At 62.8% G+C, this 13,044-nt stretch carries 13 protein-coding genes; 7 read left to right on the top strand and 6 right to left on the bottom strand.

Annotated elements, in window-relative coordinates:
- Positions 1 to 43 precede the first annotated feature (43 nt).
- The 3 genes from AC1MBU_RS05770 to AC1MBU_RS05760 form a co-directional block, all read right to left on the bottom strand.
- Entirely contained in the window at positions 44 to 889 is an 846-nt protein-coding gene (locus AC1MBU_RS05770; RefSeq protein WP_479789246.1) for a type II toxin-antitoxin system HipA family toxin, read from the bottom strand.
- Entirely contained in the window at positions 886 to 1,143 is a 258-nt protein-coding gene (locus AC1MBU_RS05765; protein WP_277356983.1) for a helix-turn-helix transcriptional regulator, read from the bottom strand. The genes AC1MBU_RS05770 and AC1MBU_RS05765 overlap by 4 nt, the downstream gene beginning before the upstream one ends.
- A gap of 235 nt (positions 1,144 to 1,378) precedes the next feature.
- Positions 1,379 to 4,594, bottom strand: coding sequence for a DEAD/DEAH box helicase (locus tag AC1MBU_RS05760; protein WP_479789244.1), 3,216 nt, complete (start codon positions 4,592 to 4,594; stop codon positions 1,379 to 1,381).
- 16 nt (positions 4,595 to 4,610) lie between these two features.
- Between AC1MBU_RS05760 and AC1MBU_RS05755 the strand changes: the two genes are divergently transcribed.
- Entirely contained in the window at positions 4,611 to 4,967 is a 357-nt protein-coding gene (locus AC1MBU_RS05755) for a hypothetical protein (protein WP_056550394.1), read from the top strand.
- A 78-nt stretch (positions 4,968 to 5,045) separates the two neighbouring features.
- Positions 5,046 to 5,828 (top strand): alpha/beta fold hydrolase, encoded by a 783-nt coding sequence (locus tag AC1MBU_RS05750; RefSeq protein ID WP_479789241.1) that lies wholly within the window; start codon positions 5,046 to 5,048, stop codon positions 5,826 to 5,828.
- A 416-nt stretch (positions 5,829 to 6,244) separates the two neighbouring features.
- Here AC1MBU_RS05750 and AC1MBU_RS05745 read toward each other — a convergent pair whose 3' ends face one another.
- Positions 6,245 to 6,913, bottom strand: a complete 669-nt coding sequence (locus tag AC1MBU_RS05745; protein WP_479789239.1) for a TetR/AcrR family transcriptional regulator — start codon at positions 6,911 to 6,913, stop codon at positions 6,245 to 6,247.
- A gap of 122 nt (positions 6,914 to 7,035) precedes the next feature.
- Between AC1MBU_RS05745 and AC1MBU_RS05740 the strand changes: the two genes are divergently transcribed.
- Complete coding sequence (locus AC1MBU_RS05740) at positions 7,036 to 7,824, top strand: DUF4386 domain-containing protein (protein ID WP_346028621.1); 789 nt, start codon at positions 7,036 to 7,038, stop codon at positions 7,822 to 7,824.
- Positions 7,825 to 7,907: 83 nt separating this feature from the next.
- On the opposite strand, the gene AC1MBU_RS05735 is transcribed toward AC1MBU_RS05740, so the two are convergent.
- Positions 7,908 to 9,257: an MFS transporter gene (locus AC1MBU_RS05735; RefSeq protein WP_479789237.1), complete on the bottom strand. Its 1,350-nt coding sequence runs from the start codon at positions 9,255 to 9,257 to the stop codon at positions 7,908 to 7,910.
- Between the two features lie 218 nt (positions 9,258 to 9,475).
- Here AC1MBU_RS05735 and AC1MBU_RS05730 point away from each other — a divergent pair, with 218 nt between their 5' ends.
- On the top strand, positions 9,476 to 10,081 hold the full coding sequence (locus AC1MBU_RS05730) for a cysteine hydrolase family protein (protein WP_346028623.1): 606 nt from the start codon (positions 9,476 to 9,478) through the stop codon (positions 10,079 to 10,081).
- Between the two features lie 40 nt (positions 10,082 to 10,121).
- On the opposite strand, the gene AC1MBU_RS05725 is transcribed toward AC1MBU_RS05730, so the two are convergent.
- The gene (locus AC1MBU_RS05725) at positions 10,122 to 10,484 is read right to left on the bottom strand and encodes an Asp23/Gls24 family envelope stress response protein (RefSeq protein WP_056550403.1); all 363 of its coding nucleotides are present in this window, start codon (positions 10,482 to 10,484) and stop codon (positions 10,122 to 10,124) included.
- A gap of 123 nt (positions 10,485 to 10,607) precedes the next feature.
- On the opposite strand from AC1MBU_RS05725, the gene AC1MBU_RS05720 reads away from it, so the two are divergent.
- From AC1MBU_RS05720 to AC1MBU_RS05710, 3 genes are all read left to right on the top strand, one after another.
- Positions 10,608 to 11,309 carry an HAD family hydrolase gene (locus AC1MBU_RS05720; RefSeq protein ID WP_346028624.1) on the top strand — a complete coding sequence of 234 codons (702 nt, stop codon included), beginning with the start codon at positions 10,608 to 10,610 and terminating at the stop codon, positions 11,307 to 11,309.
- Entirely contained in the window at positions 11,306 to 12,067 is a 762-nt protein-coding gene (locus AC1MBU_RS05715) for a maleylpyruvate isomerase family mycothiol-dependent enzyme (protein WP_479789233.1), read from the top strand. The genes AC1MBU_RS05720 and AC1MBU_RS05715 overlap by 4 nt, the downstream gene beginning before the upstream one ends.
- Positions 12,068 to 12,240: 173 nt before the next feature.
- Positions 12,241 to 12,954: an endonuclease/exonuclease/phosphatase family protein gene (locus AC1MBU_RS05710; protein WP_479789721.1), complete on the top strand. Its 714-nt coding sequence runs from the start codon at positions 12,241 to 12,243 to the stop codon at positions 12,952 to 12,954.
- The last annotated feature ends 90 nt before the right edge of the window (positions 12,955 to 13,044 follow it).

Genomic DNA, 13,044 nt, shown 5'->3' with positions numbered 1-13,044 from the left:
TTTCTGCCGTTCGGTGAGAATTTGCATGGACCCGCCGCGAGCCTTACTCCTCGACCAGACGCCTGCGGTTCTTCAGTTCCTTCACCCAACTCCTGATCTCGGCGTCCGAGAAAGGAACCGCTCCCCCACGAAGGTCGTCAATCAAAGTCCCGGTCGCATTCAAAGCAATGTCGAGAACCCGAACGGCTACCCGCTGCGGCAGGCCCACATCCTCCATCCACCTCAAAAGATGCTTGCGCGAGATACCTGTCCGCTTCCCCGCTATGGGCAAAGCAAGTGATCTGTCTCCGTAAACCACGGTCGACGGAATGTCATAGACCGGCGCTATTGCGGTCCCGCCGAGCGCATCCTGCAGGAGAGAAACGTTCTTCGCATGAAGGTCGCCGTTCCCCGTCAGCCAGGCGAAGACCAGTTGCAGCGCCAGGTTGCGCAGCGCCGGAAGCGGAGCATCGCAGAGTGCGATGAGTTCCCCGGCACACCTGTTCATAGGGCACATCATATTTAGCGGCGGGATGCAGCCCCATGTACCCTCCGTCACGGAACTGCCCCTCGGGACGATCTGCACATCGCCCACCGTGTCACCTCCCACTGCGAGCAGAAGAGACAGTTCATCGTCCATCGACGTTTTTACGGCCCTGCGCAGCAATGAGAGGCGGCGCCCTTCAGGCAGCAAACCAGCAAAAAAAGGGGGCACAGCGCCACCGGTCAGGATCACGGCTTCGGATGACAGCGGTAGCGATGCCGCCACTGCTGGACCGCCCGTCACAAGGTATTCCGGCAGATAGCTGAACCGTGTCCCGCTTTCATACCGTTCCAATTGGGCGGCGAGGACACCCCGTTTGTAGACGTCAGCCTGCCGCTGACCCTTGACATCCTCGAATGATTTCATCGGATGCCACCGCCCTGCGATTCGGGCCCTTCAGCGCCCTGCGTCTCGCGGCGCCAGCCCGTGACAGCGAGATCTAGTCCCAGTGTGCGAAGGACCACCAGCAGCGACTCCAACCTGACCGTCGGCTTCCCGTGTTCAACGGATCGGACGAATCGTTCCGAAACGCCGGCAAGGTCAGCGAGATCAGCTTGCGTGAGCTGCTCGGCGACGCGCCGGGCACGCACGGATTCCGCAAGAGTCTGCTCGAAAGCCACTTTTATCCACTCCTCGTCCGGCACGATCGTACCGATTCTTTCAGTATGTGGGCCCCTGACGAGCTTTTCAACGGCAATCGAGCATCAAACGGTACGAACGTTCCGATTCGTGCCTATCTGTCCTGAGAACAGCCAGGTTTTGAGGTCAAAACCGACAAAACGGCACGATCATGCCGGTCGCCCTACTGGTTTAGACGTTGCGTGCCACTCTAAAAAAGCAGTACCGCCAGCCGTCTCACTCAAACAGGCCCCGCACATCGCCGGCGGTGAGAGCGGAAGAGAACATGGCGTCGTCGTCCATTACTGCAGTGAAGAGCTTCGCCTTCTTCTCCTTCAACGCCATCACCTTTTCCTCGATGGTGTCCTTTGCCACCAGCCGGTACACCATCACGTTGCGCTGCTGCCCGATCCGGTGCGCCCTGTCCACCGCCTGGTTTTCGCTGGCCGGGTTCCACCACGGGTCCAGCAGGAAGACGTAATCCGCTTCGGCGAGGTTCAGACCGAACCCGCCGGCCTTGAGGCTGATCAGAAAGACGGGCGCTTCCCCGGACTTGAACTTCTCGATCACCTCCGCACGTCGGCGGGTCTTCCCGTCCAGGTAGGCATACTCCATCCCTGCCGCCTCCAGCCGCTCAACCGCTTTGGCCAGGAACCCGGTGAACTGGCTGAACACTAGCGCCCGGTGGCCCTCCGCAACAAGGTCCTCAAGCTGCTCGAACAGCGCATCCAGCTTGCTCGATGGAACCGATGCATACTTCTCATCCACCAGCGACGCGTCCAGGCTCAACCGGCGCAGCATCGTCAGCGACCGGAAGATTTCGAACCGGTTCTTGTTCATGTCCGCGAGCAGGCCAAGCACCTTCTGGCGCTCACGCTGCAGGTGCCGTTGGTAGATGGTGCGGTGCCGGGGAGAAAGCTCAAGTTCGAGCACCTGCTCCTGCTTGGGTGGAAGGTCCCTCGCCACCAGCTCCTTGGTGCGGCGCGTGATGAGCGGACGAATCCTGCGCCGCAGCTGGGCCAGCCTCTCGCCGTCGGACTCCCTCTCGATGGGCCGCTGATAGTACTCCGCGAACTTTCTGGAGCTGGGAAACAGGCCCGGGGCGGTGATCGCAAAGAGCGACCACAGCTCCATCAGGTTGTTTTCCATCGGTGTGCCGGTAATCGCCAGCTTGAACGGCGCCGGGAAGTCCCGCGCATTCTCGCTGGCCCGGGTCACCGGATTCTTCACGAACTGCGCCTCGTCCAGGATCAGCCCTGCCCACTCCTGCGCGGCGTACGCCTCGTAATCCAGCCGGAACAGCGTGTAGGACACAATTACGACGTCGTTGCTTGCCGCCAGCGCGGCAGGATCGGCACCGCTGCGGCGCAGCGTGTCCAACACGGCTTCCGAGCGCAGGTTCGGCGCGAACCGGTGTGCCTCGGCTGCCCAGTTGGGCACCACGGACGTGGGAGCGACGACGAGGAATGGCCGCGTTTCCTGCCCCGCTTCCCTCGTGTGCGTCTCCCGCGTGTGCGCGATCAGCGCCAACGCCTGGAGCGTCTTTCCGAGCCCCATGTCATCGGCAAGGATGCCGCCGAGTCCGTGCTCCCAGAGGAAGGCCAACCAGCTGAAGCCCTCCTGCTGGTAGGGCCGCAGTGTCGCCTCAATTCCCGCGGGCACGTCTCTGGCGGGCACCTCGGACAGCTCGAGCAGCGCGGACACCGAGTTCCGCCAGGACTCGGCCTGTTCGGCAGTGGCTGCGAGGTCCGCCAGATCCTCCCACAGGCCTGCCTGGAAGCGGCTGATCCGCAACTCAGCGGTGTCCTTGTCCTGCAGCGCCCGGGCTTCTTCTATCAGTCGGCGGAGCTGGGAGAATTCCGGCTGGTCCAGCGAGAAGTAGCCGCCACCAGGCAGCAGCAGGTGGTCCTCGTCGAGGGCGAGCGCACGGAACAACTCGCCGAACGGAACCTCCGTGCCGCCCAACGAGACGCTGACGCCGAGGCCAAACCAGTCGCGGTCGTCCGTCTCGCTGGTACTCACGGAAACCGTTGGCTGCTCTGTCAGCTCCGTGTAGTCGGGGACGTCCTCGCTCTGCACAACGCGCACCTGTTCGAGAGCTTCGAGTTGCGGCACCAGTTCGGCGACGAACCGTGCGGCGGCCACGCCGTGCAGTTCCCTCGGTTCCGGCCGGCCCGGAAAGCCGTCCGCCGGCCGCGGAAAGGCGTCATACCAGGCTGCGCGGAAACCGTCGAGCACGCCGGCAACGGCGGCCAGGGTGCCGGCTTCCGCCGGCTGGTCCCGGTGGCCCGTGCCGTCGTCGGGAAGCGGGTGCGCCGTCGTCGTTCCTCCCTGGGTGTACTCCCAGGACCAGCTCAACCGCACTGCCTCAGTCTGCGCGGGGGAATCGGAGGCACGACGGCGCGAGCCGGTTGCGGTGGGCGCGTAGCTGATTTCCAGCAGCAGGGAAGGCGGCGGGATCTCCGGCAACTCAACCGAGCCGTCCCTCGAGATGAGGTTCATCTGCTGGTGCAGCTGCGGATAGTAGTCCTGGAGGAAAGCCTCCCGGCCGGTTTCGGGAATCTGCAGCGGAATTTGCGCAGTCACCAGGGAACGGAGGGTCCCCGGAATCGGAGTGGACGTGGGCGCAAGTCCGATATTCCGGTCGGACAGCGGTGCCTGTGCGTCCTCCGAGTCCCACCAGAAGATGCCGTGGACCGGCGAACCGACCAGACCGATCGACGTCGGATCCAGGGCATCGCCATCAACCTCCACGTGGGGCGCGAGGATCAGTCCACCGCCGTTGGCCTGCACATTGAGGCTTACGTCCGCGGTGGTGTGGAGCGTGACCTTCCCGCTTCCAGCGGTGATGAACTGCACTCCCGCCTCGCGGCCGCGCACCAACAGGTCCCACAGCAGCGGGCTCCGGAAATCGTCCACCCGGATTGTCTCACCGGGGCCCTGACCCGAACCTGCACTCCGCGTGCGAACTGCTGCGAAGGTGGACATCCAGTCCCAGTGCGCGTCCTCGAAGCCTGCCCTGTTATACCCGGCGAAGAAACTCTGCCAGCGCAGTTGGCCGGTGATCCAGGTGCCGCCGGCGCTGCGCTGCACGGGTCGGATGTAGAGATGCACGCCCGGGTCCTGCCGCTTGAACCGGCTGGGCGAGGAACGCGGTGCGTCTTCACGCAATTCGAAGGAGAGCGCCAGGGGAACCGCAGGCACGGGTGAACGGGCGGAGTAGCCGCTGGCTGAGTACGTATTAACCGGCGCAGCAGGCTTCGGGTTCAGGAGCGAGTCGAGGCTACGCTGCCAGTCGGGAGATGCAGGCGCTGTGGGTGCCTCTTGCGCAGGCGGTTTTGCTGGTGTTTTTGGAGCGTCGAATGGCATCACCTCAAGGATACCGGTGCGCTTTGCTGACCGGCAGCGCGCCGCCGTAGTGGCCTCGCCGTACCCCACGGTTGAGGAGACCACGACCTAAGCTGGTGCCATGGAATTCCTGCGCAACCTGCTCCTCGTTCTGCACTTTGTCGGTCTTGCTGCCATCCTGGGTGGCGTCATCGCGCAGATTCGGAGCATGCGTACCGGCGGGGCCGTGGTGACACCGGGCATCATGCACGGCAGTTGGCTTCAGCTGGTCTCCGGGCTGGGACTGGTCGGCGTTCTCGAAGCCGGAGATCTGGCGGAAGTCGACAACATCAAAATTGGAGTGAAGCTCCTGGTGATGGTCGCCGTCGTCGTACTGGCTTTCATCAACCGCAAGAAGGACGCAGTGCCGTCCGCCATTCTGGGAGTAATTGGCGGCCTGACGCTGCTCAACATCATCATTGCGGTGTTCTGGCGGTAGAGCTTTCATCTCCTGACGCGAGGCATCCACAGGCCCTGGTACGACGAACAGCCTTGCGACGGAAGGAACACGATCCACATGTTGAACACCGAACGAACCGGCTCCGGCACACCGCTTGTCCTCGTCCACGGACTCGGATCCAGCATCCGTAACTGGGATCCGGTCCTTCCCATGCTGCAGGAAAAGCGTGAGGTCATCGCCGTCGATCTGCCCGGATTCGGCAAGAGCGAGCCCCTCACAGGTGAGGTGACCATTGACACCCTGACCGCCGCCGTCGAACGGTTCCTTCGCGAGGAGGGCCTTGAGGATGCTGACATTGTCGGCAGTTCGATGGGTGCGCGCATGGTGGTCGAGATGGCTCGCCGCGGGCACACGGGCAACGTCGTGGCGCTCGATCCCGGTGGATTCTGGAACGACACCCAGGTGCGCATCTTCAACAGCACCATCACGGCGTCCATCGCGCTGGTGCGCCGAATCCAGTCCATCCTGCCGTCACTGGTCAAGCAGGCTGCGGGCCGTACCGCACTGCTCGCGCAGTTCTCAGCCGCTCCGTGGAAACTCGATCCGGACCTGGTGCTCACGGAACTCCGCGGATTCGCAACCTCCCCGAGCCTTGATGCAGCACGCAGGTCCCTCGCTCACGGTCCCCGGCAGGAGGGCGCACCGCAGGGAACGCTCAAGGGACGCCTCGCGTTCGGCTGGGGCCGGCAGGACAAGGTGACTCCGCTCAGCGAAGCGGCAGTCGCCATGTCGCTCTACCCGGACGCCACCTTGCACGTCTTCGAGAACTGCGGGCATTTCCCCCACTGGGACCAGCCGGAGGAAGCCGCGCGCTTCATTCTGGATTCAACGGGTTGGTAAGCCTGCTGGCTGCATAGGGTTTGCAGCAGATACGCGGCGCCTTCGACCAGGAGCACAGGTGACCGGGCCGGTCCGCTGCCGAAGGCTGAGCAAGCGGACCCTGCCCGGTGAGAACGTCCGTCAGGTCATGACGGCCGCTCCCAGCACAATCATCACCCGCGGGGCTTGCTGATTCCTTGGGAAGGGAGGCAGTGAGGCGGCGGGGCCACATCGGGGGAAACGGGCCCCGCCTCGCGGGAGATCTCCGTCCAGATCACATCCCGCTGCCGTTTATTCTCGTCTCCCTTTGCCCTCACGGGATAGCTTTGGGGATTATTACCGCCGACGACGAGCACATGACGCTCGCGACTGGTCCGTCACTGGCAGCTGATGTCCGGATTGAAGGTCGCAAAGGTACCGTCGAAGGGCATTCGGCTCTAACTGAGGGCTCGTTCCAGTCCGTCCAGGATCACGTCGAGGCCGTACTCGAATTCCTCCGCGAAGTCATAGCCCGGCTGCAGAACGTGGTCCGTCACGAACGCCGCCAGGTTTGGGTACTCATTGGCAGGAAACGGCTCAAACATGTCCTGCGCCATCGCTTCGATTTCGGCTGGGGTATCGATGGGCATACTCATCTTCGTGAGTGCGAAGCCGTAAATGTATCCGTCGAGGAGCGAGTAGGCGTGTGCCACCATCGCCATATCGAACCCTGCCCCACGGAGGTTGCCGATGACCGCGTCATGATGACGCAGGTTGGCAGCTCCAGGCCGCCTTCGTGACTCCATCAGTCCGATCGCCCACCGGTGGCGCGCAAGTGCGTCCCGGAGCGAGAGCGCCCGTTCCCGCATTGCTGTTTTCCACTCCCCCTGCACAGGAGGAACCGGAATCTCACCGAAGACGATGTCGATCATCGCATCGATAAGGTCATCCCGGTGCGAGATATGGCGATAGAGGGCCATGGGAGCGACGTTCAGTGTCTTGGCGACATGGCGCATTGTCAGTCCCTCCAGTCCCGCAACGTCCGCATGCGCAATGGCAGCCTGAACGACGCGCTCCCTGGTGAGGGGTCGACGGCGTGTCCCGGCGTTAGTGCTCGCTTCTGACATCTCGTCCCCTTTTCGGTCGGCCATCGAAAATTCCCACTTACTTCTCGTGTACTTAGTACACTACTGCGTGTACGCTGTACACATTCCGTGAAACTGTTCACGGATTCACCAAAGGAACGGTTATGAGTAATTCACACGGGGTTCTCCCCGAGGCACCGGCACCGGCATCGTCGAGGCTTACGCCGGCGTCACCGAAGCGCCTTGCGAGGATTGCAGGAGTGTTCTACCTCCTGGTAGGAATCACGGGCGGCTTCGCTGCGGGGTTTATGGACCCCTTCCTCTATGTCGCCGGTGACGCGGCGGCAACCGCCGGCAACGTGACGGAGAACCCCACACTCGTGCGGATCGGCGTCGTTTCCCACCTCGTGGACGCCGTCTTCTTTCTCCTGACGGCGGTGACGCTTTACCTGTTGCTCAAGCACGCAGGCAAACATGCGGGCCGTCTCATGGTGTTGGCTGTGATCGTCGCCGCCGGCATCATTTCGGTCAGTGCAGTCTTCACTTATGTGGCGCTCCAGGTAACAACAAACGGCTCCTATACGGATGTCTTCGGGCTGCTGGGGTCCAATGCACTGGTGCTTCTGCTGCTGGACATCCAGCACTACGGCATCCTCGCCGCACAGGTCTTCTTCGGGCTGTGGCTGGCACCCTTGGGTTACCTGGTGATCAAATCGAAGCTATTCCCAAGGGCGCTTGGCATCATCCTCATCCTGGCCACAGCCAGTTACCTGGTCGATGTTGCCCTCGCGTTCCTGTTTCCCGCACTCGCAACGCAGATTCATAGCTACCTAGGCATTGTGCCGGCCATCGCAGAAATCTGGATGGTGTTGTACCTACTCATCATCGGCGTCCGCACTCCGCGCGTGGCGGGCCGGCTGCCGGCACAAGTGACGCCAGCGCCGGCCTGGTGAGAGGCGGCAATAACTTCAGCGACGTCGTCGTACGTTCCGTGAACATCCGTGGTTCAGCAAGGGCAGATCTTGCCCTTGCTGGTCTAGGAGCCTTCGAGGTCTTCGAGCGACTTGCTCCTGGTGTCAGGGGACAGCAGTGTTGCCACTGCGGCAAGCACGCAGATACCGAACGTAGTCAGCCCGATAACCATCGGCACGTTCGATGAACCCGGCGGAGCAATGGCCGTGAAGACGCTCGGGAAGAATGACGCGATCATCAGCCCAACGTTCTGCGACACCGCAAAACCGGTGACGCGGATCCGCATGGGGAACTGCTCCTGGAAGAACGTGGCGAAGGTGGCGTTCCACATCTGAAAGAAGAGCCCCTGCACGATCACGACGCACACAAAGACCAGCAGCAAACTCCTCTGATCGATGGCCCACAAGTACCCTCCTGCCAGCAGGCCTCCGCCAAGCCCGCCAACCACCATGAGAGTCCGCCGGCCGATCTTGTCCGACAGCGCGCCGAATGCCGGGATGGTCAACACAGCGACCACGTTGGCTACGAGGGTCACCCAGAGGAAATCATCGCTTGAGTAGCCAATGCCGTACCCATCCTGCGTTGCATAAGCGACGCCGAAAATTAGCGTTGCCATACCGATGACATTGGTGAAGGTCATGATGATGCAGCGAACCACTACCCAGGGGTACGTGCGCAGCAGTTCGACCAGCGGGAACCGGCGCTTTGTCTCTCCGCTTGCAGACTGGGCCTGGTATGCCGGAGGCTCCTCCACACGACGGCGGATGTAGTAACCGGCGAGGATCACCAGGGCGCTGAGCAGGAACGGGATGCGCCAGCCCCAGGCCTCGAACTCGGCATCCGGAAGGATGGCAGCGAGTGAGAGCAGGACGCCGGTAGCCAGGATTGACCCGACCTGCGTGCCCTGGAGGCTGAAGCTTGCGAAGAATCCACGCCGGGCATCGGGTGAGTGCTCGACGATCATGGCGCTGGCTCCGCCGAGCTCACCTGCAACCGCGAACCCCTGGATCAGGCGGAGGACCACCAGCAGGGCGGGCGCGAGGAGACCTACCTGACCGAACGTGGGCAACAGACCGACGGCGAAAGTCGCGAAGCCCATCAGCAGCATCGCAGCGACCAGCACCTGCTTGCGGCCGTGCCGGTCACCGTACGCACCGAGGACCACAGCGCCGACCGGACGGGCTACATATCCCACGGCGTAGGTGGCAAGGGAGGCGATAATTCCCACCGTCGGATTCTCGGACGGGAAGAAGATAGCGGGGAAGACCAAGGTTGCGGCGAGCCCGTACAACGCAAAGTCGTAGTACTCGAGCGCGCTCCCGATCCAACCGCTCATCGCGGCCTTCTTGGGATTCCTCTGACCGACGCTGGAATCGCGGATCGGGCTGACGTCCTCGGTGGGCGTTCTACTCATTGCTGATATTCCTTCGTCGCCATTGGCAAGGAGCCGCAACTTCCGTCCCGGCATGGCTTCGTGTTGTGACCGGCAGGAGCGCATTGGACAGGAGTTACAGAACCTGAGCCGGCGCTCACATTGAATCGATTCATGCCAGCCTAGGGCGCTGGCCGGGGCCGCGTCAAAGCCTCGGCACAAGCCGCTCCGATGCCTGGCACGGTTGCTATCGTTGCACCGTGTCCGCTACCCACTCCGCCCCCTCCCTCAGTGACCGTGCCGCGCTCGTCATCGTTGACGTCCAGCAAGCCTTCGACGACGCCGCCTACTGGGGCACACGCAACAACTCCTCCTGCGAGGAGAACATCGCCGCCCTCCTGACTCACTGGCGCGAGACCGGCCGTCCCGTCGTCTTTGTCCGGCACGACTCCACAGATCCGGAGTCTCCCCTGCACCCCGACCATCCGGGACACGCGTTCAAGGACTTCATCACCGGCACACCGGACCTGCTGGTACACAAAAGCGTCAACTCCAGCTTCCACGGCACCCCTGATCTCCACGCCTGGCTGCAGGAGAACGCCATCTCCGAACTGGTTATCTGCGGAATCACCACGAATCACTGCTGCGAAACCACAGCCCGCGTCGGAGGCAATCTGGGCTACATGGTTTTATTCGCGCTTGATGCCACGCATACCTTCAACCGCGTCGGTCCGGATGGCGATGATGTTTCAGCGGACGCGATTTACCGCATGACTGCCGTGAACCTGCACGGCGAGTTTGCCGCCGTCGTGAACACAGCTGACCTGCTTGCACCGGCGCAGACGGCCGCAGTTGGGAGTCAGTGACTACGCGTTAGTCGGGTAACGGTGACCGCTGCCCTCAAAATCAGACGCTGGTACCGGTGGAGAATCCACTCGTGAAAGCGGCAGCGAAGAACAGCACCCAGCCGATGATGAGCAGAATGCTCAGCGCGCCGAGAATAATCGCGACCCACCCCAGCAGACGCCCGCCGGCTGCCGGTTCACCCATCCGCTCAGCCTTGTTCGCCGAGCTGATCGCGAGCGGCCCGAAGACAAACCAGAACAGGAACATCCCGAGTACGCCATAGGCAAGAGACAGTTGGGCAGCGCGCTTTCCCTCGTAGTCCGACCCCGCATAGCTCATGCCCGGAGACCGGCGGGTGCTGGCGGCCGCGAAGGGCTGTTCGCTCGGATATGGGGCACGATTCTGAGTGGAGTAACTCGACATGGGTATTCCTTCTGAGACAAGGTGGATAGTCCGGGATCCTGTTGGTGAGTTACCGCCAATACACCCGTATGCGAGCACATCCTATTGCACGGCGACTTACCCGACGACGATGTAGGTGGAAAAATGGCACAACCGCACGACGACGGCGTACGCGGCGTCCTGTTCGACGTTGACGGCACGCTGGTGGACACCAACTACCTGCACACCCTCGCGTGGTGGCAGGCCTTCCGCCGCTTCGGTCACGACGTTCCGATGGCCAGCATCCATCGCACCATCGGGATGGGCGGCTCCACCCTCATCGAGCACCTCATCGGCGAGGGCCGGGACACCGGCCAGGATGAGGAGCTCAAGGACACCCACGGGGCGCTGTTCTCAGCTCAGTGGCCTGCCATCCGCTCGTTTGACGGCACCCGGGACCTACTGAATCATTGCGCGGAAGTGGGCCTCGCCGTCGTGCTGGCCACCTCCGCGAACAACGAGGAGTTGGCCGTCCTGAAGAAGGTGATCGATGCGGATGACGCGATCACCGGCGCCACCACCGCAACGGACACCGGCATCAGCAAGCCCTCCCCGGACATCCTCGAAGCAGCACTCGGCGTCGGAGAACTCAAGGCCGAAGAAGCAGTGTTCATTGGCGACGCCGTCTGGGACGTCCTCGCCGCCAACAAGCTCGGCATGCGCACCATCGCCGTCACTACCGGCGGAACCAGCGAAGCTGAACTGCGCGACGCCGGTGCGGCCTATGTGTTTGAGAACGTCCGGGAGCTGCTGAACGCCGTCCTCGCCGGCGAGGTTCCTGAACTGGCGAAAGCAACCGGCGGATGAAGCCCGATTATCCCTACGCCCTCACCTTTGCCCGCTACCGGGAGCTGATGGAGAAGGACTTCGCGCGGCTTCTGGAGCTCACACGCTCCGCCGACGCCGCGGCCCGGATTCCTGCCTGTCCGGACTGGGATATCGAACAGCTGGTCCGGCACACCGCGCTCGTGTACCTGCAGAAAGCCGAGACCATCCGCACCGGCGCCAAGCCGCAGGGCCGCTGGGTTCAGGAGGACATTCTGCAGCTGGGTCCGGCCGAGATATTGGAGACCTGCTACCAGCGGATCACTGGCGAATTCGATGCCCATGACCCCTCGGACCCTGCGGAATCGTGGGTGGCTGAGGATCAGACCGTGGGTTTCTGGATTCGCCGACTGACGCACGAGACCTCGATCCACCGCTACGACCTCGAAGCAGCCCTGGGCAATCCGCAGCCGGTCGAGACAGAGCTGGCAGTCGACGGGATCGACGAGGTGCTGACCGTCATGTTCGAGCGCGGGCGGTCGGCGGGCACGGATTCCGGTCCTGCTGAAGTCACCGGACATTTGATCCTGGAAAGCGGCGGTGCATCCTGGTCGGTTCACCTGCTGCCTCACGACGTCGAGATTTCCGCCGATGCGGCAGGCTCCTCCCCCGATGCCAGTATCAGCGGGGAACCCAACGACATTCTGTTGTGGCTCTGGGGCCGCGAACCGCTGCCCATTCAAGCTGGCGACGCCGGTTTGGCAGCAGAACTACGACGGCGCCTGGCCGCCACCACCTGAAGTGCCGGATTCAGCGAGGACTGCTGCTCCGCAAAGGCGCCGTTGTTGTGCAGGATCGTGGGGACGTCCCTACGATCCTGCACAGATGCGGCACTCCTGACGCGGTTCCAAAGCCTGGAAGTGTTTAGACTGAACCTGCTGCTGCCGTCAATCGCCAAAGGAGTCCGGTCCTGATACGCACCATCAGCTACAACCTTCGTGAGCACAAGGCGCGCGGTGAGCTCGAAGCCCTCGCCGAGGGTTACGAGGTGGATCTGCTGTGCCTGCAGGAATGCGATGCATCGGACCTGCCTGACGTCGTTGGTGGGCTGCAGATGGCAACCGCCACCAAGGAAAACCGGCTGGGACTCGCCATGTATTATCGGCGCGACCGCTTCGACATGGTCCGTGCCGACTCCTTCTCGCTCAAGAAGTCCCTGCATGACCGTGTGCTCACGCCTGCACACGAGCGGCTGATCGGCGTCAAGCTCCTCGACCTGCAGACGGACAACACGCTCGTGGCCGGGTCCTTCCATGCGGCTCCCCTGACGGCCTCTAATTCGCTGCGCAGACATCAGATCAATGCCGCGCATGCCGAACTCCTGAGCATGGGGGACGGTTTTGCCACCTTGATGGTCGGCGACTTCAACTACCCGTTTTTCACGCAGAAACTCACCGAGCGCATGAACGAATCCGGCTACGATCTGTGGCTGAGCGACCGGCGAACCTACACCCGCGGCATGGTCTTCCGGGGACACTTCGACTTTGCGACGTCGCGCGGACTGGAAATCGACAAGGTGGAGACCCTGCCGCGTGGGGCGTCCGACCACCTGCCGATCCTCGTGCTCGCGGACTACCGGGCCAACGTCGAGGAGCCGTCCACGGAGGACGAGATCCAGCCCGCCTAGAATTGTCAGGAGCGGCTGTTACGTTCAGAATTCCACTGGACAGCTGCTCAGGCAGCACAATCCGCGACGGCGGGCACGGGGAGCGGGGCA

This window comes from Arthrobacter sp. PTI12 (assembly GCF_056679915.1).
This window is presented reverse-complemented; position numbering and strand designations above follow the sequence as displayed.

Coding starts and splice junctions, on each gene's coding strand:
- AC1MBU_RS05770 (WP_479789246.1), bottom strand. CDS start 889: ATGAAATCATTCGAGGATGTCAAGGGTCAGCGGCAGGCTGACGTCTAC.
- AC1MBU_RS05755 (WP_056550394.1), top strand. CDS start 4,611: ATGGAATTCCTGCGCAACCTGCTCCTCGTTCTGCACTTTGTCGGTCTT.
- AC1MBU_RS05750 (WP_479789241.1), top strand. CDS start 5,046: ATGTTGAACACCGAACGAACCGGCTCCGGCACACCGCTTGTCCTCGTC.
- AC1MBU_RS05745 (WP_479789239.1), bottom strand. CDS start 6,913: ATGTCAGAAGCGAGCACTAACGCCGGGACACGCCGTCGACCCCTCACC.
- AC1MBU_RS05740 (WP_346028621.1), top strand. CDS start 7,036: ATGAGTAATTCACACGGGGTTCTCCCCGAGGCACCGGCACCGGCATCG.
- AC1MBU_RS05735 (WP_479789237.1), bottom strand. CDS start 9,257: ATGAGTAGAACGCCCACCGAGGACGTCAGCCCGATCCGCGATTCCAGC.
- AC1MBU_RS05725 (WP_056550403.1), bottom strand. CDS start 10,484: ATGTCGAGTTACTCCACTCAGAATCGTGCCCCATATCCGAGCGAACAG.
- AC1MBU_RS05720 (WP_346028624.1), top strand. CDS start 10,608: ATGGCACAACCGCACGACGACGGCGTACGCGGCGTCCTGTTCGACGTT.
- AC1MBU_RS05715 (WP_479789233.1), top strand. CDS start 11,306: ATGAAGCCCGATTATCCCTACGCCCTCACCTTTGCCCGCTACCGGGAG.